Source organism: Bacillus sp. CHD6a, assembly GCF_001293645.1.
In the GTDB taxonomy this organism is placed as follows: Bacteria; Bacillota; Bacilli; order Bacillales; family Bacillaceae_I; genus Sutcliffiella_A.
Window position 1 is genome coordinate 419,034 of sequence record NZ_LBMD01000001.1, and the last position, 26,040, is coordinate 445,073.

Annotated in this window: 28 protein-coding genes and 1 other RNA gene; 7 read left to right on the forward strand and 22 right to left on the reverse strand. The window is 38.3% G+C overall.

All coding sequences use genetic code 11. The annotated features are described in order from the left end of the window. Window positions 1–164: 164 nt before the first annotated feature. The 5 genes from AAV98_RS02140 to AAV98_RS02160 all read right to left on the reverse strand — a co-directional run bounded on the left by AAV98_RS02140 (window position 165) and on the right by AAV98_RS02160 (window position 7,404). Window positions 165–929 carry a nucleotidyltransferase domain-containing protein gene (locus AAV98_RS02140; protein ID WP_060663901.1) on the reverse strand — a complete coding sequence of 255 codons (765 nt, stop codon included), beginning with the start codon at window positions 927–929 and terminating at the stop codon, window positions 165–167. 13 nt (window positions 930–942) lie between these two features. Then, window positions 943–4,656 carry a dynamin family protein gene (locus tag AAV98_RS02145; protein ID WP_082380729.1) on the reverse strand — a complete coding sequence of 1,238 codons (3,714 nt, stop codon included), beginning with the start codon at window positions 4,654–4,656 and terminating at the stop codon, window positions 943–945. 336 nt (window positions 4,657–4,992) lie between these two features. Then, the gene (locus AAV98_RS02150) at window positions 4,993–5,562 is read right to left on the reverse strand and encodes an isoprenylcysteine carboxyl methyltransferase family protein (protein WP_060663903.1); all 570 of its coding nucleotides are present in this window, start codon (window positions 5,560–5,562) and stop codon (window positions 4,993–4,995) included. A 6-nt stretch (window positions 5,563–5,568) separates the two neighbouring features. Then, window positions 5,569–6,648 (reverse strand): type III polyketide synthase, encoded by a 1,080-nt coding sequence (locus tag AAV98_RS02155; RefSeq protein ID WP_060663904.1) that lies wholly within the window; start codon window positions 6,646–6,648, stop codon window positions 5,569–5,571. A gap of 222 nt (window positions 6,649–6,870) precedes the next feature. Beyond that, window positions 6,871–7,404: a GNAT family N-acetyltransferase gene (locus tag AAV98_RS02160; RefSeq protein WP_060663905.1), complete on the reverse strand. Its 534-nt coding sequence runs from the start codon at window positions 7,402–7,404 to the stop codon at window positions 6,871–6,873. Window positions 7,405–7,574: 170 nt separating this feature from the next. Between AAV98_RS02160 and AAV98_RS02165 the strand changes: the two genes are divergently transcribed. Further along, window positions 7,575–8,033 carry a chemotaxis protein CheX gene (locus tag AAV98_RS02165; protein ID WP_060663906.1) on the forward strand — a complete coding sequence of 153 codons (459 nt, stop codon included), beginning with the start codon at window positions 7,575–7,577 and terminating at the stop codon, window positions 8,031–8,033. An 86-nt stretch (window positions 8,034–8,119) separates the two neighbouring features. On the opposite strand, the gene AAV98_RS02170 is transcribed toward AAV98_RS02165, so the two are convergent. From AAV98_RS02170 to AAV98_RS02225, 12 genes are all read right to left on the reverse strand, one after another. Next, window positions 8,120–9,637 carry a carboxypeptidase M32 gene (locus tag AAV98_RS02170; RefSeq protein WP_060663907.1) on the reverse strand — a complete coding sequence of 506 codons (1,518 nt, stop codon included), beginning with the start codon at window positions 9,635–9,637 and terminating at the stop codon, window positions 8,120–8,122. Window positions 9,638–9,826: 189 nt separating this feature from the next. Beyond that, window positions 9,827–11,746, reverse strand: coding sequence for an ATP-dependent DNA helicase (locus AAV98_RS02175; RefSeq protein WP_060663908.1), 1,920 nt, complete (start codon window positions 11,744–11,746; stop codon window positions 9,827–9,829). A 208-nt stretch (window positions 11,747–11,954) separates the two neighbouring features. Continuing rightward, the gene (locus tag AAV98_RS02180) at window positions 11,955–12,149 is read right to left on the reverse strand and encodes a hypothetical protein (protein ID WP_060663909.1); all 195 of its coding nucleotides are present in this window, start codon (window positions 12,147–12,149) and stop codon (window positions 11,955–11,957) included. 84 nt (window positions 12,150–12,233) lie between these two features. Further along, window positions 12,234–12,437, reverse strand: coding sequence for a hypothetical protein (locus tag AAV98_RS02185; RefSeq protein ID WP_442853669.1), 204 nt, complete (start codon window positions 12,435–12,437; stop codon window positions 12,234–12,236). 55 nt (window positions 12,438–12,492) lie between these two features. Then, complete coding sequence (locus tag AAV98_RS02190) at window positions 12,493–13,635, reverse strand: THUMP domain-containing class I SAM-dependent RNA methyltransferase (RefSeq protein ID WP_060663911.1); 1,143 nt, start codon at window positions 13,633–13,635, stop codon at window positions 12,493–12,495. Window positions 13,636–13,788: 153 nt separating this feature from the next. Next, window positions 13,789–14,180: RNase P RNA component class B (rnpB, locus tag AAV98_RS02195), an RNA gene on the reverse strand. Window positions 14,181–14,242: 62 nt separating this feature from the next. Continuing rightward, complete coding sequence (gpsB, locus tag AAV98_RS02200; protein ID WP_010193744.1) at window positions 14,243–14,548, reverse strand: cell division regulator GpsB; 306 nt, start codon at window positions 14,546–14,548, stop codon at window positions 14,243–14,245. 85 nt (window positions 14,549–14,633) lie between these two features. Then, window positions 14,634–15,200: a DUF1273 domain-containing protein gene (locus AAV98_RS02205; protein WP_060663912.1), complete on the reverse strand. Its 567-nt coding sequence runs from the start codon at window positions 15,198–15,200 to the stop codon at window positions 14,634–14,636. A 137-nt stretch (window positions 15,201–15,337) separates the two neighbouring features. Then, complete coding sequence (locus AAV98_RS19815) at window positions 15,338–15,778, reverse strand: spore coat protein (protein ID WP_082380730.1); 441 nt, start codon at window positions 15,776–15,778, stop codon at window positions 15,338–15,340. Between the two features lie 340 nt (window positions 15,779–16,118). Beyond that, entirely contained in the window at window positions 16,119–17,390 is a 1,272-nt protein-coding gene (locus AAV98_RS02215; protein WP_060663913.1) for a ribonuclease H-like domain-containing protein, read from the reverse strand. Between the two features lie 13 nt (window positions 17,391–17,403). After that, complete coding sequence (locus tag AAV98_RS02220; protein ID WP_060663914.1) at window positions 17,404–19,671, reverse strand: DEAD/DEAH box helicase; 2,268 nt, start codon at window positions 19,669–19,671, stop codon at window positions 17,404–17,406. Between the two features lie 113 nt (window positions 19,672–19,784). After that, the gene (locus AAV98_RS02225; RefSeq protein ID WP_060663915.1) at window positions 19,785–19,997 is read right to left on the reverse strand and encodes a cold-inducible protein YdjO-related protein; all 213 of its coding nucleotides are present in this window, start codon (window positions 19,995–19,997) and stop codon (window positions 19,785–19,787) included. A 276-nt stretch (window positions 19,998–20,273) separates the two neighbouring features. Here AAV98_RS02225 and AAV98_RS02230 point away from each other — a divergent pair, with 276 nt between their 5' ends. Next, window positions 20,274–20,738 carry an Hsp20/alpha crystallin family protein gene (locus AAV98_RS02230; protein WP_060663916.1) on the forward strand — a complete coding sequence of 155 codons (465 nt, stop codon included), beginning with the start codon at window positions 20,274–20,276 and terminating at the stop codon, window positions 20,736–20,738. A gap of 863 nt (window positions 20,739–21,601) precedes the next feature. Here AAV98_RS02230 and AAV98_RS20480 read toward each other — a convergent pair. Continuing rightward, entirely contained in the window at window positions 21,602–21,751 is a 150-nt protein-coding gene (locus tag AAV98_RS20480; protein ID WP_197284209.1) for a hypothetical protein, read from the reverse strand. Window positions 21,752–21,897: 146 nt separating this feature from the next. Between AAV98_RS20480 and AAV98_RS02235 the strand changes: the two genes are divergently transcribed. Together AAV98_RS02235 and AAV98_RS02240 are read left to right on the forward strand one after the other, a co-directional pair. Further along, window positions 21,898–22,086, forward strand: a complete 189-nt coding sequence (locus tag AAV98_RS02235; RefSeq protein ID WP_010193734.1) for a hypothetical protein — start codon at window positions 21,898–21,900, stop codon at window positions 22,084–22,086. 54 nt (window positions 22,087–22,140) lie between these two features. After that, window positions 22,141–22,641 (forward strand): GNAT family N-acetyltransferase, encoded by a 501-nt coding sequence (locus tag AAV98_RS02240; protein WP_231687677.1) that lies wholly within the window; start codon window positions 22,141–22,143, stop codon window positions 22,639–22,641. A gap of 28 nt (window positions 22,642–22,669) precedes the next feature. On the opposite strand, the gene AAV98_RS02245 is transcribed toward AAV98_RS02240, so the two are convergent. Next, window positions 22,670–23,296: a YppG family protein gene (locus AAV98_RS02245; protein WP_060663918.1), complete on the reverse strand. Its 627-nt coding sequence runs from the start codon at window positions 23,294–23,296 to the stop codon at window positions 22,670–22,672. Window positions 23,297–23,500: 204 nt separating this feature from the next. Here AAV98_RS02245 and yppF point away from each other — a divergent pair, with 204 nt between their 5' ends. Both yppF and AAV98_RS20485 read left to right on the forward strand, forming a co-directional pair. After that, a complete protein-coding gene (gene yppF / locus AAV98_RS02250) occupies window positions 23,501–23,704 on the forward strand; it encodes a YppF family protein (protein ID WP_060663919.1) in 204 nt (67 codons plus the stop codon). 110 nt (window positions 23,705–23,814) lie between these two features. Continuing rightward, a complete protein-coding gene (locus tag AAV98_RS20485; protein ID WP_197284210.1) occupies window positions 23,815–23,979 on the forward strand; it encodes a hypothetical protein in 165 nt (54 codons plus the stop codon). A gap of 38 nt (window positions 23,980–24,017) precedes the next feature. Here the strand turns inward: AAV98_RS20485 and AAV98_RS02255 are convergent, their stop codons facing one another. After that, the gene (locus AAV98_RS02255; RefSeq protein ID WP_060663920.1) at window positions 24,018–24,383 is read right to left on the reverse strand and encodes a YppE family protein; all 366 of its coding nucleotides are present in this window, start codon (window positions 24,381–24,383) and stop codon (window positions 24,018–24,020) included. Between the two features lie 36 nt (window positions 24,384–24,419). Next, on the reverse strand, window positions 24,420–24,677 hold the full coding sequence (locus AAV98_RS02260; RefSeq protein ID WP_060663921.1) for a hypothetical protein: 258 nt from the start codon (window positions 24,675–24,677) through the stop codon (window positions 24,420–24,422). Between the two features lie 192 nt (window positions 24,678–24,869). Between AAV98_RS02260 and AAV98_RS20490 the strand changes: the two genes are divergently transcribed. Then, window positions 24,870–24,974: a hypothetical protein gene (locus AAV98_RS20490; RefSeq protein ID WP_010193728.1), complete on the forward strand. Its 105-nt coding sequence runs from the start codon at window positions 24,870–24,872 to the stop codon at window positions 24,972–24,974. Window positions 24,975–25,023: 49 nt separating this feature from the next. Here the strand turns inward: AAV98_RS20490 and AAV98_RS02265 are convergent, their stop codons facing one another. Beyond that, entirely contained in the window at window positions 25,024–26,031 is a 1,008-nt protein-coding gene (locus tag AAV98_RS02265) for a DUF2515 family protein (RefSeq protein WP_156317561.1), read from the reverse strand. Between the last annotated feature and the right edge of the window lie 9 nt (window positions 26,032–26,040).

Below are 26,040 nucleotides of genomic sequence, written 5' to 3' on the forward strand. Positions count from 1 at the left end.
TCTGTTCTTTTTTCATCAATTGTATTATGTTTTCTTTCGGTTGCCAACAATCAAATTTGTAATTTGGCTTTGTGTCAAAACCAAGTCTCCTGCAACGGTAAACGGTACGGGCATCTATCTTAAGCACTTGATAATGCTTGCAGGTAGCACATGCCTGAAATCGATTAACTGGTTTGATCACGCTCACCCTCTATTCCCAGCTGTTGGAATAGCATCTCCTCTAACACATGAAGATGCATCTTCCCTTCATGTAAATGAGTTATAGACGTTTCAGAAGTAGTGATAAAATGACTCACCTTAGCAAGAAGTTGAGAAATAAGTGGAGGTTCGGCTACTTTCTCTCCCGTCTTTAAGCTAAACAAAAACGATAACTCTTCATTGGTAAATATATTGCTTTTCTCTGTTAGGTCTTGAAAGTTAATTGTAACAGGTTCATTTTCAAAGTGAAGAACCTGTTCTAACATTAAAGTTGCCCGGACGGCATGAACAAGGTAAGAAATTTCATTTTTTTTGTTCCAAGCTTGCAGGTTATTTTTAATCATCATCCAATAATGATAGCCAAGCACTTTTTTTGAGTAGTCAGTTAAAACGACGTTTTTCAATGAAAGCATGGCAGGATCTAACTTTCTGTATACAATTGGAGATAACATCCATTCATATAGGGAAGGGTTGGATTTCCCAGCCAAAAATAAAGCCTTCCTTAAATCCCACCCCTGTACATCATATTTGTCATCCTGGTTTGTAATGGTATCTTCCTTCTTCATCAAGGAAAGATACACTTTTATGGGGGCAATATAGATGAACCTGATATCATAATCACTGCTTTCGGTTGCAAAGCCATATGCCCTGCTACCGGCTTCACAGGCATAAAGGATTTTCACATTATGATGTAGTTCAATATTCGTGAGTATTTCCTTTATATGGTTCACCTATTTTTCCTCCTTACTTTTTATGCTTTTTTATTCGCGCTAGCACTTCTTCCAACTGCGGAATGTCCTGTTCTTGTTCAAGTGCTGCCTGCATTCCTCCAAAATAATCCTCAAGTTGTCTTAGTATATACTTCTTGACCTCTTCTAGAGAAATCTGCATTTCATTTTTGTAATGGTCTGTTAGTTTCTGCGCACTTTCTTTTAAGTATGAATCCATTAAAGGTGACAGCTGCTCTTCCAAAAACAAGGCCATTTTCTGCTTTTCGTTTTTCTCGAAAAAAGCTTTCGAGTTTCGGTAATAGCCTAATGTTTGTTTTTCTAACTTTGGAGAAATGGAAGGAAACGAACTATTCACTTTAAACGTGGTGTAACCTTCTGCTTCCAACACACGTAAGGAAAGCTGAGCTTCTAGCTGCTGTGCTTCGGATTCTAATTCCTTTTGCCAGGACTCTAATGTTTTGCGAATAAAGTTCTCTGTTCGCACGGTAGTTGCTCTAACTTCTTGGGAAAGATTGTGAGAAATATCCGTAACAAGCTCGTGAAGGCAATTGATAAGCTGAGCCTTGATATTACGTCCGTCCTCCCTGATCACTGCAGGATTGAAACTTTCTTTGAAAAAATCAGAAAAACGTAATAATGTTCGTTGCTTAATGTAATACACAAGTTCGTTTATTTCTTGCTCAAGAAGCGTATAGAAACTGACCGTTTCGTATCCTATAATTTGAGCTTCCAGGTTCATTTTGTTACTAGCATATAAAAGTTGCAATCTCTCTTTTTCCTCAGATCCAAGCTTAGCCTGTTGGACAAAATGTTCAAATAAGTCCACTGCTTTGTTTAGATCAGATTGGGCTGCATGAAGACTCATTTCCACTAAATCAGATTGAATAAAATCATTGAACGCCTGCTCAAAATCATTCATCAAAGAACTTTTTAAAAATGTATGTTCGAACGGACGGTTTTCTTTTTCCTTCAGAGCAAGAAGACTTGAAACAGGATATAATCGTGGATGACGAATTCCATAAGCATTCAATTGATCCCTTACATAGTCACATACCAGTTCAAGTTCTTCCTCATTATTAGCAAGATCAGCTGCATTTACAAGAAAGAACATCTTATCCATCGCAAACGCATCTTTTACCCTGCCTAATTGGATCAAGAACTCACGGTCTGCTTTAGAAAAAGCGTGTTGATAATAGGTGACAAACAAAATGGCATCCGCATTCTTAATATAATCAAAAGAAACATCGGTATGTCTTGCATTAATAGAATCCGCTCCAGGTGTATCCACCAGTGTCAGACCCTGTCTTGTAAATGGGCAATCATAGAATACTTCGATCCATTCCACAAAACAGGATTTCTCTTCCTTGGCGACATATGCTTCAAATTCATTAAGTGACACCTGCTGAAGCGTTCCCAATTTCGTCTTCATTTCCTCCCAACCAGTTAAAAAGGCCTTAAGGAAATGAAGATGAGTCTTCTTATTTGCATCCAGTTCTAGGTGCTCATTATTTGTGATGATACTCTTAATCGTCGGAACAGCTTCTTCAAGATTCCTTACATCGGTATTGAATAGTTGCAAGGCTTGTTGAACATCCTGAAGCAGTTGTACCACTGTTTTCATCTGTACATTAACCGATCCATGTGGATTAACCTTTGTAACAGGAGAAATCTTGTTAATAGAAGCAGTTGTTGGGTTTGGGGAAACAGGGAGCACCTTTTCACCAAACAAAGCATTTGCAAGGGATGACTTCCCTGCACTGAACGCACCGAATAATGCTACCGTAAAGGTTTGGGTTTCTATTTTTCCTGCCCTTTTTTTCAGGTCATCAACAATTGTACCGAAACCACTTATTTCCTTTAACGAAGTGGATGTTTCGATAAGTCCTTTCACTACTATTTCCGGGTCATTATGGTTTTTAGCAGTTGAACTGATTCCTTGTGTTTGGATAGCACTTTTTTGCTTCCTTAACGAGGAAGGCAATTCATCTCCTCGCACTTTTTTATAGGAACGGTTTAAGTATTTGGTAATCAGGTTATCCCTCTTGCTTTGTTCGGTTAGAGTGGCAGTTGAAATCAAGATATTGTTTAATTGTTCGTATTCTTGTTCAAGTTTTATATGCAACTGTGTAATCGCTTCTTGGGCATGGTGAACAGCCTCAAGCCTATCCACTTCCACCTTTAATTCTTTCGTGTTTTCTTGCATTTGGGTATCAATTTTTTCAAAGTACCCTTCCATGAATCTTTGTACTTGTTTTTGGTAATCTAATTTTATGGAATGCGCTAAGTCTTTTGTGTAGTGCAAAACAGCGTTTCCTGTATACCCAGCACCAGGTTTCACATGGCCGAATACAAACTCTTCTGTCAAGGGAACCGTAAGCTCCTGGACTTTTTCAAAAATGGAAGGAGAATAAAAGTTTTGCTCTTTTAAGAAGGAAAAAATATGTTCATGAATGAATTTTTCCACCTGTGTTTTCACACGATCTTCCAAATCGCTTCGAAACGCGGCACTTCTTTGCTCCCGCTCTTCTTGTGTTTTTTTCCCAGAAAACAGCATTCCTACTTTGAATCCTTTTTGTTGTGATTCTAGATAACGCTCAGCTAGCTCCCTCATCTCAAATGGTGTGATATTTGCATTTTCTAAGATCCGTTTTGTCTGATTAATAAGGTCTTCTTTTAATTCGGCACTTTCTGACTGGATGATAGAAAGTTTATTTTTTCTTTCGTTTAATCTTTCGGATACATCTTTTGGTAGGTCTTCTATAGAACGAATGGTTTGTTCAAGAATCTCTATTTCCTCTGCCTTTTGGTCCATTTGCCAATCTTTATGTTCTTCCATTACTTGAATGAGCGCTCGCTCAATCGTTTTTGGCAGGATTTCCAGTTTGTCTTGTCTTAATATTTGGATTGTTTCTTTCACTATTGGAAGGTCATTTAAAGAGTGATTGGTATCTTTCAGGCTCGTAAAATAGATGCTTGTAGGTATAATTCCCCAATCTCCAAAGGATTCCATTATTCTTTCGTTGTATGTGGAAAACGGAATTTCTTCCTCTCGATGCTTATCAATTTGGTTAACAATCAAATAAATCTTTTTTTCTTTGTCCTGAAGATCCTTAATAAACTTAAGGTTTACCTCAGACTGAACATGATTATAGTCCATCACGTAGAAAATGACATCTGCCAAATGCAAGGCTGATTCTGTAGAAATGCGATGCGCATCGTCAGTCGAATCTACTCCAGGAGTATCTAATATGACCATGTCTGAAGGAAGTTTTTCAAAAGGAAATTGGTAATCAACAGATTCTACCTGGTCACCGTCTTTGCAATATGCCTTTACATGCTCAAACGAGACAGGTGGAAGGATCTCCAGTGATTCCCCTTCAAAGAAATGAACATGTGCAAGTTCTTCCCCACTTCTTATCTGGACAACATTGGCGGAAGTTGGTATCGGACTTGCTGGCAGAATTGCCTCCTCTAATATTTCATTGATAAAAGACGACTTGCCTGCTGAAAAATGTCCGCAAAACGCAATACTTAATTCTTTTGTAGTATGTTTATGTAATAGTTCTGCCACTTTTCTGGCACTTTTAAGATCGCCATGATTGTCTAGCTTTTCTAAAATTAACTGCAGTTTTGCTTGGAGCTGACTTGTCTCCTGTTCTTTCTGTTGTAGTTGCTGTTTTGGATTGTTTGTTCCCATTTCTTCTGTCCCCTTAGTTGTGTGTATCATTTCTCCGCTTCTTACGTCTATTTTACTTGATATTGCAGGATTTTCCCACTTAAGAAGCCATAATTATTAATATTTTTTTATGAAAACATGTGCATATTACAGAATATGCAATGTAAAAAAACAGGGCCTTCTACAAGAATGGTTGTAGAAGGCCCTGTTATGTATTACTTAACCGGTCTAGGCTCGCATGTATGTTTTAATACAACTTTCATCAATACGGAATACGCTACCACAGTAGTACCAATCAACAACCATGTCATGTTGGTATGTCCCCCTCGTTGATAGTGATAATTATTATCATAATCATATCAGCTTAAAAGCTAATTGACAATGAGTTCAATCAGTTTCTTTTTGAAAAGTTGGAGAAAACCTATTTCGATCTTCCATATAAGTAGAATAATTAGAAGTCAGTTCTGACAAAGCCTTCTCTTCAAGTGGAATTCTTACACTTAACATCCACGCATTTAACACAGTAAAAACTATGGCTGTGTAAAATGCATGGAACATTAATGGGATCAGAAGAATCTCTAATACCACGATGGTGTAGTTAGGATGACGTAGAAATTTGTACGGGCCTGTTTTCACAATGGATGCATCGGGTAGTATTAATACTCTCGTGTTCCAAAACTTCCCCAATGACTGGATGGACCATACTCGAAGGGTTTGAGTCATGATAAACAAACTGAGTATAGCCGGCCAAAAAGGACTTAACGTTCGTTCCAATAGGGTGACCTCTATTAGAAAACTTGTTAAAAAAACAACATGCAGACTGACCATGTATTTATAATGCTCTTTCCCATATTCTATAGCCCCCATTGATTTGATCCAATTTTCATTTCTTTTAGCAATACCTAGTTCCACCACTCTTTGTGTGACAATAAATGCAAAAAACAACGCAAAGATCATAATTCCTCACTCCCATTCCAATAATAGCATTTCAGAACTGAAACCCGGTCCTAGTGCAGCGGCAATCCCTTTTTCGCCTTTTTTCGGATTCTTTTCCATGATTTCTTTTAAGACATACAAGACAGTGGCTGAAGACATATTGCCATATTCCTTTAGCACTTGTAATGATGTATTCAGCTTTTCTGGTTCTAACCCCAAACACTCTTGATATGCCTCTAACACTTTTTTTCCACCAGGATGTAAGACCAAATGGTCAAGTTCCTGTAGTTTTACTTGGTGGCTATCAAGGAACCGTTCAACATTTGGCGCTAGCCAATTTGTGATGATAACAGGGATATCCCTAGAAAATACTACATAAAGTCCTTCGTTTTTGATTTCCCACCCCATCACATCTTCTGAATTTTCCATTAACGTAGACTGGCTTCCTAACACTTTAGGGTAAGATTTACTACTTTCAACCTGAACTTCATCGCCGACCATCAACACACAGGCAATGCCGTCTGCGAAAAGAGAAGTTCCAACTAGATTACTTTTGGAACGATCATTCTTTTGAAAAGTGAGACTGCAAAGTTCCACACACAATACGAGCACTTTGGCATGTGGAAAGGCTAAGCAATATTCATATGCTCGTGATAGCCCCGCAGCGCCACCAGCACATCCTAGTCCCCAAATTGGAATTCGCTTTGTATATGGAGAAAACGGTAAAATATTCATAATTCTAGCTTCAATACTTGGGGTGGACATGCCTGTTGTAGAAATATAAAAAATAGCTTCAATATCTTGATAATCTATAGATTGTGAGAGTGTCGCAGAATTGTGTAAGCATGCATTGATTGCTTCTGCTCCATAAGCGACTGCCTCTTTTATGTATATATCGTTTTTTTCCTGAAAAGTATGCGGCTGTTTGAACCATTCAACGTCCCTAGTAAAATGCCGTTTTTCTATTTGGCCATTTTGAAAGACAGTAAGTAGGCGATTGATATCTCTGAACGATTCTTCAAATAGTTCTTTTGCAAACTCGACAACTGTATCTTGGTAGATTGGATATTTGGGAATGGACGTTCCAACAGACAATATCTTTGGCATATTTAGTGCACCTCATCCGATTTGGTACTGTTAACTTTTCCAATATTTATATATTTATACAGATAAGAGAGTCACTGAGAGGAAATACAAAGAGAATAGAAACAGAAAAAACCTTCCCAAGTTTGATATTGGGAAGGTACATCTCGTTTTAAAGGAGTTGTTGTGTTGTGCAGTTTTATTATAACGAATGCCGCAAAAATTATCACTATAAATAAATGGAAATCATTTTTTGTAGAACTTTGCCATCCAAATCTCATCAACATATTCCCCATTAATAAAGGCTTGTTCTTTTTGATTTCCTTCTTCATGAAAACCATATTTTTTATAGAGATGATAGGCAACCTGATTGGATGAGAAAACCGTTAAAGAAAGTTTTCTGATATGCTGTTCACACCACATATCAGTGTAATCCATAATTTTTTTTCCTATGCCGAGTCCTTGTGCTTCCTCAGCTAACCAAGTCCTAAACAACCCAGTATGACGCTTCATTTGAATTTCCCCCCGAATAACGCGGGCTATCCCTATTACCTTTCCATTACGTTCTACTCCAATATACATGTTCTCCTTTTTCTTCATGTCACGAATGAAAAGTTTTTCTTCCTCACATGTTCGAGGGACATCCTTTTGTATGTACTGACCCGCAGCAATAATACTCTCCACTGCTGTCACGATATCTCCTGCATCCGATTCTTCTACCGGCCGTAATATTACGGATGACTCATCTTTCGCTGTAAATTCTAAACGTAGATCTAACATGATGTTCCTCCTATAAACTCTTTAGGTACTACATCCTACTGTATTTATGTTTATTCTTCAACAAAAAACCCTTTATCAACCGTGAAATTGTTGAAACTTGTTGAAAAATAGAAAGAGAAGTGTGGTATGATAAATTTGTACTATTCAAAAAGAAACAGAGGAGGTGCCAAATGTCCCTTCCAGAGAACTTGACGCAAGTTTTTGACAGGACTTTAGACTCGTTTAAGACGGTTATTCCGATTGAGTTTACCTTTGATCAACCTCGATTATATACAGAAAATCTTACAAACGTTTCGTACGGTGTGCTCATCATGTTAACGGGCGATATTCGTGGTCAGTTAATTATTCAAGGAGACCGACATGCTTTTCAGCACATCGCAGAAATGATGTTTGGCATGCAGCTAGAAGGTGAAATGCTACAATCTTTCACAGGAGAACTTGGAAATATGATTGCAGGGACCTTATCTTCGAAAGTGGCGGGTAGTGGCATCAATATGGATATCACTCCACCTGATGTATTAAGCGAACAGCAAAAAGAGTTTCATTTACTGCACCGCCTACATACTCCTGTTTATTTGGAAGATACCATGCACATGCAAATTATTATGGAATTAGAAGAAGCTTCCTAACCACTGAACCCTCCTTTATGGCGGGTTATTTTGTTTACCCATAAATTAAAGGACCAGAGATACTCCCCTGGTCCCTTCCCCATTAATTAAGTTAATTGATAAATTTTACTATACTTATCTTCCAAATACTCAATGAGGTGGTCTGCATTCAACTCTTCACCTGTTACATCTTTGAGAATTTCTAATGGTTTCTTCAATTTACCATGTTGATGTACTTTATCCGTTAACCATTCTTTCACCGGTTCTAAGTTTCCATTTGCTAAGAGCTCATCATAATTTGGCAAATCTTTTAACATTGCTTGTTTAAATTGTGCGGCATACATATATCCCAAAGCATAGGAAGGGAAATATCCAAAGCTTCCACCAGACCAGTGTACATCTTGTAATACACCTTTGGCATCATTTGGAGGAGTTATGCCCAGATAGCTTTGGTACTTTTCATTCCAAGCCTGAGGAAGATCTTTTACTTCCAATTCATCATTGAATAGTGCTTTTTCCAATTCATAACGTATCATAATGTGCAAAGAGTACGTTAATTCGTCTGCTTCAATTCTTATTAGTGACGGCTTGGATTCGTTGATAGCAAGATAGAATTCCTCCAGGCTGATTTCATCAAACTTGCCGCCTGCATAGCGTTGAAGACTCTCATAATGACGCTTCCAGAAGTTTTCATGACGGCCTACAAAGTTCTCATAAAATAAAGATTGAGATTCGTGGATCCCCATAGATGTTCCTGTGCATAACCCGGTACCTTGAAGATCTTTGGAAATGTTTTGCTCATATAGTGCGTGCCCACATTCATGTATGGTTCCAAAAACTGCCGTTCGGAAATCCTCTTCATCATATTTAGTTGTAACTCGAACATCACCCGGGTTCAGCCCAATTGCAAATGGATGAACAGTCTCATCTAATCTGCCTGCGTTGAAATCATACGAAAGTTCTTTTAATATTTCTAAGCTAAAGTCGCGTTGTTTATCTTTTGGAAAAGGTACCAATAATTCATTAGCCCTAGGAGAGACAAAGGAATCTGCAATATTTTGAACGAGTGGAACAATCCTTTCTTTTAGCTTAGCAAACACCTCATCCAATTTATCCACAGTAATACCCGGTTCGTACATATCTAACAATGTATTATATTTGTTACCTTCATAGCCCCAGTATTCAATGAACTTTTTGTTGAACCCGACCAATTTTTCCAGGTACGGTTGCAAGAGAGAGAAATCCGATTTTTCTTTTGCTTCTTCCCAAACTGACTCAGCCTTTGTCGATAAGACTACATATTCTTGGTACTCTTTTGCCGGTACTTTCTTGTTGCGGTCGTAGTTCTTTTTGCTTTCTAATAGTGAGGCTTTTGTAATGTCATCGAGTTCGTTGAAAACTTCTTCGTTTAAAAGTTGTGTTAAATAGCTTGCCATTTCTTCTGATGTTGACATATTAAATACTTCTGAGGACAGGATTCCGATGACGTCTGATCGACGATCTACTCCTTTTTTTGGAGCACCTGTTCTTAGATCCCAGAAAATAAGAGATAGTGCTTCGTTATAACTATCCATTTTGTTAATATGATTTGCGTATTGTTCTTTTACTTTGCTGATTTCTATCATATGTATCTCCCCCATTTTGTTATAGAGCGACTGATAACCGCTGGTTACTCTGAAATATTAATAGTGCTCCCTCAAATTTATAATAAAGCTCCTGTTAAGAATACACAATTTTCTCACTAGTTGGCAACTGGTTTTGGGGAGATTGGAAAAAGCACCGAATTAAGCTTCGGTGCTTTTGGTGTTTGAAAATTATTGGGTTACTGGGCTGGTCGGTAAGACACCTTCAATTTTTGCCAGTACAGCTTCCGGCAATCCAGCTGGAAGATAAACAGTAATTTCTCCTCTATCATCAGTTGTACGGATAAGTCGGCCCATACCTTGACGAAGTCGAAGCAGCATATACGGAACATCAAGTTGCATATATGGATCTTCAAGCCCTTTTCGCTTGGCAGCAAAGACTGGATCATTGGGTGGAAATGGCAAGGACCAAATAACAACATTAGACAACGAAGGTCCTGGGATATCCAACCCTTCCCATAGATGATACGCACAAAGTACAGCCCTTTCTTCATTCTGGAATTCAGAAACCAAGACACTGATTTCCTTTTCTCCTTCATAAAGGAATGGATAGTCGAAGTTGTTGGCATTTTCCGCTTTAAACCTTATTAATTCCTCTTTGGTAGAAAACAAGACAAGCGTTCTTCCACCATGTTTTTCAATGGATTTCTTCGTCTGGTTGAACTTCCTATAAAAATCCTCTTCGATTGTTAATGAAAGTTTCATGTTTTCGTCATAATCAAAGGGAGAATTAATGGAAAAGGATAAATAGTCACCAATACCCAAAGAAGAGGCAAGATAACTAAAGTTCTCACTGTCTGATAACGTTGCAGAAGAGAAAATGAAAGGAATGCGTTTAGAAAAGACATTTTCCTTTAATACTTCTTCAACAGTTTTAGGCATCACAACAAGTGTCAGGTCTTTACTTGCATGTTCAGCCCAGGCTATCACATCTTCTTTTGATAGAAGCAGTTTTAGTAAAAATTCAATAGAGTCCAAGTACTCCTCCACTATGTGCAGTTGATAGTGATCTACTGTGTGGAGTTCCCCTTCAAAAACAAGCTGATTGCCTATCTCTTCTATTTTTGCAAGGAGATCTTTGGCACTTCTCACAAGGCGTGTATCCATCGTGATATCTTTTCGGTCGGAGCCCTCTATGCTTATCAGACTTTCTTCCAATATTTCAAAAAACAGGTCATTTGCCTGTAGAGAATCCTCAACCAAGTAAGCAAATTCTTCTCTTAAATCGTTTCCTAATAAGCGGGTAAGAATTTCTTCCACCTGCTGGTTTTTTATTTTGTACGTTAATGCCTTTTGGGCAGCAAACTCCAACAAATGACCTTCATCAAAAACGACACTTGATGCTTCTGGCAATAGAGGAAGCTGCCCTTCTCTTTTTCTTTTTTCAAATGTCCAAACATGTTCCATGTAAAAATCATGGGAACAGATAATCAAGTCTGTCGATTTTCTGTAATGATCGCGGGATAGAGTTTGTCCACAACGATGTCGTTTTTCACAACTGAAACAGTCCTGGAACGAGTCCCATCCCACCAAATCCCATTCCTCGTCATTAAGATTAGAGTAATCTTTACGATCTCCATATGGATGAAAAGACTGCATCGCAGCAGGTTTCGTCACAAAGCTTGGAAGTGCATCATACACTTCATCTATGTTGTCGTTATCATATTTATTAACAGCATAATCTAATTTATTCAAGCACAAGTATTGTTCTGGAGATTTTGCTAGACGAACGTCCATTGTAATGTCTAGGACTTTTGATAGTTTAGCTATGTCCCCTTCTTTTTTAACAAGCTGCTCAATCAACGATTCATCGGCACAGGTTATGATAGCTGGCTTCCCCATATATCTCGCATAACAAATTGCGTATAAAAGGTACACCATCGTCTTTCCAGTTCCTACACCGGCTTCGGAGAATATGACCTTTTTCTCTTTAAACGCTCTCTCCAGTTGGAAAGCCATAAAAATTTGTTCATCACGCAATTCGAATCCAGCTTCGGGTAGGATGTCGTAAAAAACATCCCCAATCCATTCGTTCAGGCGATCAAAAAAAGCATCTCCTTTGTTCATTGTAAATGGCAGACGATTATTCATTCTATGTACCTCCGAGAAAAAGTTTGCATCTAGACATTATCTACTAGTCAGGGGGTACTTGTCAAGTAAGACATTAGTAGTCTTTATTCGCTAGATGAATTTCCTTTTCTAGGAGGTCTTTAAGCTCTTCAAAAAATGACGCATCCTCTTGTTTCCCGCTTCACAGAGCCTAACTCCAAATAAAAAACCTCCAATTAGGAGGTTTCTCTTAGTTCTTAGTAATATGGATAATCTCATCATCAAGCAGGGTGGCATACAGCATTGCTTTTGTATATTCATCACGTGCAGCGTTCATTCGTTCTACACATTCATGATTATCTAGCATATTTTCACTTGCAAGACGCTGATAGCTACTTTCCAATGCTTTGGAGATTCTCATAAAGTCATTCACATGCATAGGCATAGAAATCCCTCCAAACAGTATTGATAGGAGTATTCTATGCCCAATTTCTAAAGTTTATTCATCTATGGTGTATACATGTTATCTTTATATTCCTTTACTTGAAGAACGCCCTTTAGAACCTTTTTTGTCGCGTTCTTCTGCTTCTTCATATTTTATATCATCAAGTGGAAGCTCATCTATCGGCATGACAAGTTGATCCCTGTTTTTTTGGTCCTTGTCATTCTTCTTAAAAGCCTTGTCTTTCTTGTTTCTCTCAAGCAGTGTTTTTTCTTTCGTTTGGTCTTTCAACACCATCACTCCTTTTTAGGAGTAATTCCCTGTGACAGGTGCTGATAAACGTCATTTACCCTTTTCTAGGCGGACGCTTGCCCCAGTATTGATAGAAATCGGTTTTAATAAATCCATTAAATAATTTACGTTTCTTGGTTGCTTTTTTTCCATAAAAGCTTTCAAATCCTTCATGGGATGTGAGCATATAAACCGACCAAGTATCAAGTTCAGAGAAAGCTTTCCCCATTTCCCTATACATCTTCTCCACTTCCGGTCGTTCACCAAGTCGCTCTCCATAAGGAGGATTTCCGATAATGACACCATATTCTTTTCTTGTGGTAAAGTCCCTAACTTGCATTTGTTTAAAGTCAATTAGTTCTCCCAGTCCCGCTTCAAATGCGTTTTCTTTAGCTATAGATATCATGCGGTGATCTATATCATATCCTGCAATGTCTAACGGCTGGTCGTAGTTAGCCTTATCTTCCATTTCTTCTCGTGCCTGTTTCCAAAGATCATCTCCGATCCAATGCCAGTCTTCTGAAACAAAGTCACGATTAAATCCTGGTGCAATGTTTTGTCCAATCAAAGCAGCTTCAATAGGGATTGTACCTGAACCGCAAAAAGGGTCTACAAATGGCTTATCTGGGTACCAGTTCGTTAGCATGACCAAAGCAGCTGCCAATGTCTCTTTTAGTGGTGCTTCGCCTTGATCTGCACGATACCCTCGTTTATGTAAGCCAATTCCAGAGGCGTCAATGGTGATCTGAGCAACATCTTTTAACAAAGCAACCTCAATTTTGTAGACTGCCCCTTTCTCTTCTAGCCATGCTGACTGAATGTTATAATGCGATTTCATTTTTTCCACTACTGCCTTTTTTACGATGGCTTGGCAATCCGGAACACTAAAGAGCTTGGATTTTACTGATTTTCCGATAACAGGGAATTCGGCATCTTCAGGTAAATATTCTCCCCAAGGTAAGGCTTTAGTTTTTTCAAAAAGTTCCTCAAAAGAAGTCGCTCTAAATTCTCCTACCACCACCTTGATTCTGTCGGCAGTACGTAACCAAAGATTCGCGCGGCAAATTGCCATTGCATCTCCTTTAAAAATAACTTTTCCGTTATCAACCGTACACTCATAACCTAAGTCTCTTACTTCCTTAGCAACAAGAGATTCTAATCCCATTGCTGCGGTTGCAATTAATGTGTAGTCTGTCATAGTATTATTCACCCTAACTAATATTCAAATTCTCTTATGTATTATTATCACACATTCTCTATCCCATATCCCATCTATCAAATAAAGCTCTCCTGGCAACAGGAGAGCTTATGTTACATAATCATAGTTGGATGTGACATTCAATCAATAGTGATCTGTAAGCCATGTTCTGTTCCTTTGTACTGCAAACGGATCGCTCCTTGTACGCAGGTGGTAACCATCTGTCTACAGAAACTTTAAAGTATCTGTCCCTCTCATCGTTGGATTCCTTAGAGAAGGTGCCCCTACCATTATTTGGGTTTCTCGCTCGAGGGGTTTACCTCGTTCCACTCTTACAATTTCTTGTAAGACTACGTCACTGTGGCACTTTCAAGGTATTAACACCATATCTATAAAGACTTAGGTGCGTTCCCTGCCGTTAGCTTCGTCCGAAAACCAAGCTACCCTAGCTTATTTTTTCGCTAGGCACGAACACTACAGGCATCTCAGCCTGTGCGAGCATGGACTTTCCTCTACAGCCGAAACTGTAGCGGTTACCCAATCACTATTGATGTCAGCAAAATATAGTATAGTAAATTTGAGTAATAATTGCAACTGTAAATTAATGTCAGTCGTATAACTTACTTCCGAATACATGCTTTTCTAGGTTTGATAATCTTCTTAGGATATCAAAATTAGTAGATCCGCTGTTAGTATTGGATGGTTGTGGTTTTTTGCCTGCTTCTTCCACTTGACGTTTCAGTCTTGCGTTTTCTTGAACAAGCAAGTCATATTCTTGATAAAAGGTTTCATAGTCTTTTATCACAACGTCTAAAAATTTGTCCACATCTTCTGCTTTATAACCTCTCATGCCTGATTTGAACTCTTTTTCTAGAATTTCTTTTGACGTTAACTTAATTTTATCTGATAGCATAAGTTCCTCACCTCTATGCGAGTGCCCATTTTATATTAGTATTAATAGTAATAATGGGTCACTTCTCAATTTCTCTATTTCATTCTTACCACTCTTGATTGCTATTGTACTGCTCTTCTTCAACAACCAGCTGAAGTTCGTAGCTGTCAATCATATATATAGGATAATTTGTCTGAGCTGATTTCTTACGGGCAATGTCAATCAAATATTGAGGACTACCCGGCCCCTCTTCATCATATAGCACCAATAGTGCGTCGGACTTATCCACAACAAATTGGTTTTTCAATCGAAGTTGAAGTGGGGATTCATATTTCTTTTTGGTAATGGAGTCAATATGATTAGCTTGCGACAAAATAGATTCGTAATACTCCTTATTTTGTTCACTCCATTTTTCTTCTTGTTCCAAAAATGGGGTAAACACGGCAAGTTTTAGCATAGGAAAATCTGTTTGCAGAGCATAAACAACTTCTGCAGCCCAAAGTTCCACGCCTAACTGCCCACTAATAACAACCCATTCTAACTCATTATGCTCTTCTAGTAAAGCAGTCAAGCGCTTCTGTATCGCTTTTTTAATAAAGTGTACAGCAGGATCGTTCTTTTTGAATATTTGCAGCTCCTGGGGTTTATACCCTGAAATTACTAATACTTTCATAAGCACCTCTACTTAAAATAATAAATAGAAAGCAAGAAAAGCGCAAGTCATACATCAATATGTAATCGAAAAAGAACTGACTTGAAGCCAGTTCTTTTCGTCATTTATCAAACAAAAGCAAGTTTACACTCGCTTGCTTATCTTCCATAGCCATAATGCTTACATTGACCAGGCATTCCGCCAGGTCCCATTTGTCCCATTCCAGGACCTTGTTGTGCTCCCATCACTTGACCAGGCATTCCCATTTGACCATATCCAGCGTTGGTTTGTGCACCCATTACTTGACCATTTCCAGGGCCAGTTTGTGCTCCCATCACTTGACCAGGTTGACCACCCATTCCAGGTGCTCCACCCATTCCAGGACCTCCAGGCCCACAATTGAAGTGTTGGTGTGACACAGAATCTACCATGGAATCTGTTTGCGGGAAATAGTGTTTGTGTTGGTACTGTTGGTTGTTTACATATGTTGTGTGAGAAGGATGGATGTGAGGAACCTCAGTAGTAGAATAAAGATTTTTTACACAACATTTTGTAGGATGGACAATAGGTGCCATCATGTTAGGTCTGCAGTTGTACATACTTTCAATCTCCTTTCAATTTGTTTTTCTCTTTACATTAACAAACTATGAAAGAAGTGAGATACATGTACTAATACAAACACCTATTTTCTTAATTTATATACATTTGCTTACCATTTTTATAGTAAAATCGTGTAGATATTATCCTTTAAATTGGAAAGACCAAATAACGTAAGACCGATAACAACAAAAAACAAACATAAGATAAATCTAGACAACGTGCTCTCTCTCCCATATATCTAATAGTAATTTTGGCATTAACAATAGTTAATTTTACATGGTAAAAAGCACGTTGACAATATATGTTTTGCAGAAATTTAGACGAAATGTGAAAATATTTTTAATTTCTTGATTTATTTTTAAGCCGATTAATTCTTTTTTCAAAATCAGCTAAAATAGAACCGATATTTTTAGGTTTTTTTTTATTTGCAGACTGAAAAAACTCCAACGATTTTTCTGTATAGAATAAAGCAAGGGTGTAGTCTTTCTCTTTATGTTCCAGTATTTTAGCGATTTCTATGCCCGCCATTTCCTTGCAGTTATTATTTTCATCCTCAAAGCACTTCTGGAAATGTATTTTTGCCTCTTGATAGTTCTGTTCCCTTTTTTTTAATAACCCTAAATGAAAGGTGGCTTCATGTGAAGTGTCGGAAATATTGTTATATAATGCTTTAGCTGCTTCCTTCTCTCCCAATCTGTCATACCATCGTCCTATTTCGTACTCTTCCACTTTATCTCTATCTTTGTTATCCACCAAAAGGAGTGCAGAGAGATGTGCATACAATGTAATGAGAGTTAGCACATCCCATTCATTATGTTTCATCACTCCCTTTATCCCTTGCATCTCGTTTGTTTTTACAAAATCAAAGTAAATCATCGGTGCCAAAAACCCAGGGATATCATCTTTCCGCTCAATTCCTAGGATCTCTTTCTCTACATTTGCAAGTCTTACTGACTCTAATTTTTTCTTCCAAAGTCTTCTTGAAGCGTGTAACAGATCATAATGTCCAAAGGCAGGAAGTTTCGGGACATGTTCTCTAATAAGGGTGTGCCGTGTTTTAACTTGAGGCCAGTCGAATGCCTTGCCATTATATGTTACAAGTGTCGTGTAATCGACTTCTTCAAGGAAGCTTTGGTAAAGGGCAACCTCATTTCCCGGCCCAGGTAAAAGGTGTTGTCTAACAATCACTCTATCTCTTAGTACTCTAGCATATCCTAGCAAAAAAATAGTTGTGCCTGTCCCTCCACTTAACCCGGTTGTTTCTGTATCAAAGAAAAAGAGATCAACTGCCTGATGCCCTTTTGCAGACAATGGATGCTCTACACCTGATTTTTGCCACTTATCCATAATGGGCAATAAATCTCCTAACCTGTACTTCCCGTGCTTGTAATTTAAATCATACTCTACTTCTCGTATAAGGCAGTACTCACCATTTGCAAAGTATGGTTTTACCCCATAGCTTTCCCATTCTTCTAAGTTAGGGATATCGGCAAGGGATGAATCTGAATTCAACAGGTTCTGTATTCCTTCATCCTTGCGTTCCACAGGCATTTCTTTTGAATTACTCGTGAGATGCTTTTTCATTCTATTTAATTTATTTTTCATGCGCATATGCTTTCCCCCTTTATACAAGTTGTTGTAGTAGAGAGAGTGCCAGTTCTTTCGAATCTTCATCAGGATAATCCGCACCAATGCAAGATGGACATCCTGAACGGCAAGGGCAATTGCCAATTAGTTCACTCGCACTTGTAAGCAGCTCACTTATATAATCATACGCCTTTTCACTTAACCCGACTCCTCCAGGATAACGGTCATAAAAATAAATAACAGGTTTTTCGTCGTGTGTGGATTTGACTTGAGGAACCACTTGCATATCCATCGGTTCACACATTAATAATAATGGAATTACGTGTTTAAGTGCGTGAGAGATACCCAAGAGACTTTTTTCCAGGTCATCTCCTTTAAGTCGGTCTGTAATATCTTCTTCAAGAGTAATCCACGTTGCACTTGTCTGAAGTTCTTCTTCTGGAAGATAGATTGGTCCTGAACCGATGTTTTCGTGCGTTTCAAACTTTATCTTTTTAAATATAGTTGCCATCGCCCGGACCGAAACATCTCCAAACGATATGGTGCCTGCTTGATAATCGGTCTGTTTGTCCACCTCAAGTACATCAAGGGAAACAGCAAGATTTGCATCGGTAAAATAATCGACATTTACTTCTCTTACAAATGCTTTCTTTTCTTCCCAGTCAAGTTTCTCTACTTGATATTGAACTCCTTGGTGCAAGTAGATTGCTTCATCATGGAGAAGCGTCATAGAACTGAAACGATCCATTTCCCCAATCACTTTATTAGCAGGTTCTGATGATTGGTCAATAATAATGACATTTTCCTGTGAAGCTGAACGTAAGCTGATGTTATGTGCCGGGAAAGCATCATTCATCCAATGAAATTTCCCTACATTCTCGTGAAGTACTCTTTCTTCTGCCAAGTAATCCAAAATATCCTCAAGCTCCACTCCATCAAAGGTATCGCCTTTTTTAAACGGTAACTCATAGGCAGCACACTTAATATGATCGACTAGTATTACGAGATTGTTTGGATTAATCCTGGCTGACTCTGGATTGCTTTTTAGGAAAAATTCCGGATGTTGGATGACATATTGATCTAATGGATTGGAGCTGGCAACCATGACAATTACTGCCTCTCCCTGTCTTCGCCCAGCTCTGCCAGCCTGCTGCCAAGCACTTGCAATTGTTCCCGGGTATCCTGTCATGATACAAACTTGTAATTGCCCGATGTCCACTCCAAGTTCCAATGCGTTAGTACTAATTACTCCATAAATTTCCCCGTTTCTTAAGCCTTTTTCAATTGCCCTTCGCTGGGTCGGAAGATACCCTCCCCTGTACCCTTGGATAGATTTTTCTCCGAGTTGATTTTTGACTAGCTCTTTAAGGTATGTTAATAGAATTTCAACACGTACCCTGCTTTTTGCGAAAACGATAGTCTGAATTTTTTCTTGAAGAAACTCTGCAGCCAGCTTTCTTACCTCTAGCGTTGCACTTCTCCTAATATTCAGCGGCTTATTTACGATAGGTGGATTGTAAAAAACGATATGCTTTTTACTGGATGGAGCACCGTTATTATTAATTAGTTCGAAATCTTCCCCAGTAAGCTCCTGAGCTAGTTCTTTCGGATTGGCTATCGTTGCAGAAGTACATATAAACGTAGGGTTACTTCCATAAAAATTACAAATCCTTTTTAACCTTCTAATAACATTAGCTACATGACTCCCAAATACACCTCGATACGTATGCAATTCATCTATTACGATATATTCCAGATTTTCAAATAGTGAAACCCATTTAGTATGATGAGGGAGGATTGCTGAATGTAGCATATCTGGATTCGTTATCACTACATGCCCTGCTTTTCTTATCTTTTGCCTGATAGTAGGGGCAGTGTCTCCATCATATGTATAACTGTTGATAGGCACACCCATTTGCGTAATGATTTCATTTAATTCACTCTTCTGATCCTGCGCAAGTGCTTTTGTCGGGAACAAATACAGTGCTCTTGCATCATGGTTTTGCACAATTTTTTGAAGCACCGGCAAGTTATAACATAAGGTCTTTCCTGAAGCAGTCGGGGTAACCGCTACAAAATGTTTTTTATTGATTGCAGCTTTGAATGCTGCAGCCTGGTGGGTATACAAAGAATTGATTCCTCTTTCGGTTAATGATTTCAACAAACGTTCATCTATTTGAGCCGGAAACGGGACAGTTTGTGCTTCTTTTGGTGGAACTGTTTCCCAATGTACAATATTTTTTGCTATTGATTCCTCACTTTTCATCCAATCAATCACTTCATATATTGTTTTTCTCCATTTCATTACCATTCACCTCATTCTCTACTCTCTATTTTAGCGAATAAGCGTTCGGTTCGTAAAGTCCAAAAAGAAAAACCAAGCACTTGGAGGGCGCTTGGTTTTTCTATTTTGGTATATTACATCTTCTGATTTTGACTATAGTTATTGATGACTGCTAGCACTTTGGTAGATTGTGTCATGCCGCTGTTGCAAAGAGGACAAGTTGGGATGTCGCTTTCGCTGTTCTTAAAATTATCTCTCATCCACCCATTGCAATCCTCTGATTCACAAACCCATATTTTCGTTTCCTCGGTAACGATTTCTTCTACTTCTCTTCTTCCAAAAGCCATTGTACCACTCTCCTATCTTTTGAGGTGGGGCGCAGTTTATCCTCACTAATATACTCTTAGTATGCCATTATACAAGGAAAAAATAAGAAAAAAATAAAAAAAGCATCCTCGTCATACAATCTCTTCCAATATATTATAGCATAAAGTTAGAGAAAATGCATTTTTCTAAAGGATTTATCAATTGCAAAATCTGCAATAATAGAACCTCTAAATTCAGTAACCCGACTAAGCCCATTTCTATATAGTAATGATAAAGAGCACGAAAGGAGTCCTACCATGAAAGACGAAAAAGGTAAGCTTCCAAACAAGAATCTCCCTCAAAACAATATCATGAATTCTATTGATACATTTTTCAGCAACTCACCAATAAAAGGGATGCTTCAGCAAATGGATAATTTCTTTGGCCATGCATTTACAGATGCTACATTACCAGTGGAAACACGAGAAACAACTGGCGAGTTTATCGTTATATGTAAACTACCTGGAATTAAAAAAGAACAAATAACCATTGAGACATTTGATCGATACTTAACCATCGGAGTTAAAAATGAAGAACAGGTCGAAACAATTGATGAATCGAGTTCTTTTGTAAGCAACAGCTATTCCATGAAGCACCAAAAACGGACCATACCTGTCCCAGCATATGTAAAATTGCATGCCCTTCAAGCCAACTACCGAGACGGTCTACTCCAAATTCGCATACCAAAGAAAAACATCAAACAAATTAAAATTGATGATTGATAGCATAGGGAAATTCCATAAATTTTAGTTGATAGCTAATCGCCGCTGTTCCTTTCCCCAAAAGGCGAAGACTCCTCGAAAATGCTACGCATTTTCTCAGACTGTCGACAAACTATAAACTAGTTAGGTTATCTGTTGGAAGAGTTGATCTCCGTTGCAGGAGCTTCGCTTTCCGCGGGCAGTCCGGAAGCCTCCTCGGGCTACGCCCTGCGGGGTCTTCCATGTCCTTTCCTCCCGCAGGAGTCTTCGCTCCTTCCACTGCGATCAACTAGAGAATTTCACTATTTTTAGCTTTGTCTACACACTGCGAAAATGCTACGCATTTTCGCAGTGCGATGAATCGCTGCCGAAGCCTTCCTTGTCCTGAGGGAGATAGCGCTAGGTGGAGACCCGGCAGGCGTAGCGATGCGACTGAAAAACTGTTAACGTAAATTTTTTTGTGATTCCTAGCTGGTGATTGGAGCAAAAGGCGAAGACTCCTGAGGGAGTTAGCGCTAGGTGGAGACCCGTCAGGCGTAGCCGAGGAGGCTCCAGCAGTGCCCCTAGGAAAGCGAAGCCATTTGCGGAAATCAACAGCGGTGTTTAGTGAAATTTCAAAATCAATGTCTTTTTCAGTGGCTTCGGCGTAGCCGAGGGAGGCTCACGTCAGCCCCTAGGAAAGCGAAGCCATTTGCGGAAATCAACAGGGGTGTTTATAAAAATACTAAAATCAAGGCTTTTTCAGTGGCCTCCAACGGAGTGAGGAGGCTTCCGGACCGCCCATGGAAAGCGAAGCAACTGGAACGGCAATCAACGGTTAAATGCATTTTTGATATTCTCAATAACAACAAAAGCAGTCACCCATATAAGTGACTGCTTTTGTTTTAGTTTTTATGCGATTTAGATCCGTACTTTGCATTCTCTTCAGGAGTAGAATCCATCTGGATGGTTGCCAATTCCTTAGAAACCTCTTGCTGATGCTGATTATTAGGATATTTATTCTTACGTTCTCTATTATCATTTCTATTCGTCATCAATATGCCTCCCTAAATAAAAATTAACTACCTACCTCTATAGCTTGGTTGGAATTAAAGATATTATGAATGGAAATAAAAGTCCAATTACAAAATCACATAAATCCACCTCCAGTACACAAGATAACCAATAGGAGGTGTACAAGATGAGCAAACAGTATAAAAAAGTATATGCAAGTCCATCCACTTCGCCATCACTTGTAATAAAAACCAACCTTGATAAAGAGCAAAAAGAAGAAAATCCATATTACAGCTCCTCCCTAAACCATCAGGAAGAAGAAAAATTGGACAACTACTTTTTTGAACAAGACCCAAAAGGCGATTACCATAAGTAATGTAAGGAGAGAACTTTCTCTCCTTCTTACAATGCAGGGGGGATGAGAGTGAAGATGTGTGTGTTGAATAAAAATGATGCAGAACAATATAGACGATTGAGTGTAGAATCGTTATTAAAAGAACCTTCCTCCTTCGCTTCCAGCTATGAGGAAGAACAAAATAGATCTTTATGTGACATCAGAAATCGTATTCCAGAAAATCAAGAATCCTTTATTTATGGTTTATTTGATAAGGGTATTCTCATTGGTATGATTGGATTTAAACGAGAAGACAAGATTAAGTTCAAACATAAAGGATTTATATGGGGCGTATATATCTCAGAGGATTATAGAGGTCAAGGCTTTAGCAAGCAGATGCTTAGAGATACACTAATTAAAGCGAAAAACATACCAGGATTAAGACAGATTCAATTAACCGTGGCTGCGACTAATACCTCTGCCAAAAAATTGTATGAAAGCTATGGATTTAAAACTTTTGGATATGAGAGAGAAGCCCTATATGTAGACGGCTTTTTTATAGATGAAGAACACGTGGTCTTACATATATCAAAATAAGATGCCCTCTAGTGGAAGGCATCTTTCATTATGCTTTAAATGTTGCTGCTAGACCTTTGAACATATTATTTAGTTGATTAACTGTGTTCATCATTTGACCGGCTGTGTCCATCATTTTCTTCATATCCACATTTCCGTCCTGCCCTTTAAACTGATTCATAAAGGAGTTTACCTGGGAGGTTTGAGGTTTAGTTGATTGTCCCTGGGTAGGATAGGGATTCATAAATGGCATATTCATTTGATTGGGCATAAAATTACCACCAGGTCCTCCACCCTGTTGTGGAAAGCCTTGAGGGTATCCATTCTGACCCATTGCATTAAAAGGCACGCCTTGGATGAAGCCATTTTGCCCCATACTGCCCCCCGAAGGCATAGTTTGTGGGAATCCATTCTGACTCATATTGTTCATCATGTTAAAAGGAAACGTCGAATTTTGTGTGCTAGTTCCTGAAAATGGTATACCATTCATAAAGTCAGGAGACATCCCTTGTTGGGTCACCCATCCTCCGTTCATTACCTGCTGTGGATACATCCCTTGCATAGATCCGCTGCCGGAATATGGCAGTAAATTATTTAAGAAAGGAAGCTGACTTAACATATTCATATTCCTATTATGTGATAAATGTCTAGGCCTCGCGTACATTCTCCTAAACATTCGAACCCCTCCTCTTTTCTAGCTATAAATAAAGTATGAAAAAGACCAGGAAAGGTGCCTATTCCACTTTGCAATAAAAGCGCTATAAGTCTTGCCACAATACACCATTTTTGTCCCAATTTGTCGGAAGTTTCATTTTTTCAAAAACAAGAAAAATTTAGTTTGCATGCTATGATGAAACTAACTTCAAAGGGGGGATTTGGATTGGTACTTGAAGAATTGCGTCATAAATTTATTAGTTGTAGGACCTATGAACCGATGGAGCATAATGAATTAATGGATTTTGCCCGACAGCTGTACCTTAGAGGGGAATTAACAATTGGTCAGTTTAGAAATGTAATTAGAGAGCTCGAATCAAAAGGTGCTGTTCCACCAAATACGTTTGAAGACATTTTAGAAGTAACATAATATGCATTATTCATAAGAGGCCTTTTATGGGTCTCTTTTTTTTAACTTTATTGCGTAATGACAAGTGCAATGTGGAAAGCTAAGTAGGATAACAAAGGAGGGATATATAGATGAGTAGAGGAAAAAACTTTAACCATAAGAAAAAAGGACATGAACCTACTGTAGGGGCAAAGCCAGCTGAAAGAAAGGTATTCGAAAAAGTGGAATACGCAATCGAGCCTGTGGCTACTGCTGAGGAACGTCCAGTAACGAACAAAGCAGAGAAAGATCAATAAAAATAAACCAGCCTGATCTTTTACCGATCAGGCTGATTTCATTCCATATTTTTGGCTATTGTATCATTCAATACGTAGCGTATAGACTGTAACATGCCTTTAAAACGTTTTTCACGGGTATCGGGATAAAAGCATTGCACAGCTACCATGTTGATATTTTCAACCGTGCTGTCTATTTGTTGGACGTGTATATATTTGGGTTTATCTGAAATAATCCAGTTTTTAGCCATACTCTCCCACTGTTCTACAGTCGCGAAAACCTGATCCGCATACGGTTTTACTGTTTGAAAAAAATCAGGTTCCTCTTGACTAGCTTTCACTTCAATAAAGTTTGCTTCTATCCTGTCCAATTCCATCAAAATTTGTGACGTTAATTCCCTTACGCTATTTTCATTGCCAGACATCTTTTTTCACCTCTAGCAATACATTACCATATCTTCTTAAACAGAGTAAGCACTCTGCCTAAAGTCAATTGTTTTTGGAGAGTGTATTTTTAAAAGCCTTTGCTCCCCCATCACTTTTTCCACTTCATCTAGTGTGACATGCAGCCTTCTAATTTGATGTTTCATGACTTCTTCCATTTCTTCTCGCTCTATTTTAAGTGAATTTGACATCGTCTCCTCCAATACATCCATTTGAAGCATCATTTCATTGAACAAGTCCGCAATCTCATTTCTTGAAACAACTACATTGGACATACAAATCCCCTCCATACTTTGTTAGTTTATAATTTCTCCGTTTATCTATTACTCCCTTCCTGTGTGACAAAACTAGAAGCATTTCGTCAAAGAAAGTGTTTATTTGCAAAAACACCTCCTATCTTTCGCATGATTGCTTACTAATTTGTAAAAAATAAGATGGTAAAAAAATTATTAAAGGAGGTTTTAACAATGTCTAAACAAAAGAAAAATCAGCAACAACGTAAAAACCAAGTGGAAAGCGCACCTGGCCAAGAAGATAAAAAATTAAAAGGACCAAACCGTCCTTCTACCTGATTTCCTTCCATTCAAAAAACAGCTCCTGCACAGGAGCTGTTTTTATACGTTATAACCACCTTTTTAAAGCAATTATGCTATGCAATTGATGTTGTTTATGAATAAACCACTTTGTTACCTCTGTCTCCTTTCTCTCTGTGTTTACCCTTTCCTTCCATTTAGAAAGATGTTTTGCCTCCCTAAATACCCAGTCGTCCTGTAGAAAGGGCTGATGTGGTACCACTGGATATACTGCTCTAAGAACAGGAGTTTCGCGAAAAAGCCCATTATGTAAATACTGCTCATAGTCATATCTTGATCCTGTAGGTTCTGTTTTCTGCGAAAAGTTCAAAAATGAATCAGAAAAAGTCCCATCAAACAAAAGATCTGCCAATCTCTTTCCTAAATTAATTCTATTATCGAGCTTTTGAAATCCATGCACAGAATATCCATACAATTTTCCTTTAAGTGTTGGAAAAATGACACAACTAAAATGACCTAGATCTTGAAAGGCATATACACTTGTTCCAAAGACCTTTCTTTTCAACTTTTTGTTTTGAAGAACAGGTTCTTGAATAAGATTTTGTTCGTTAATAATGAGGGAAGTCATTAACCTACTTATATCCCTTTCCTCCCAAAAATATTGCCATTCTGCTTCCATAAAACAAGAAACACGGAACTCTTTTAATAAATGAAATAGAGGTTTGTTATATTTCTTGGACAATTCATATAGTAATAATTGTGGATAGGCATCATGGAAGATCATCCAGTTAGCTAATTCGTAAGTCAAAAAAATGGGATATCTTTTCCGCCAATCTAAAGCAAGCTTGAACCATTTTCCTTCCAAGTCCGTCATATTCCAGCCAGCATTTCGTGAAACCATGCTAGCCAAAAAGGCCCATCGAATCTCTTTATTTCTATAATAATAATTCATATAGGCTTTTGTCCTAGAAATATTGTCAGCATTGTATTTCGCTGTATTTTTTTGAATAGTAGTGATAAAATTATTTTCTTGAAAGGAGTACTTGTATGTCAATCTTCTTTCTTCTATTTTCGAATAAAGAATACTATGTTTCATGTACATATC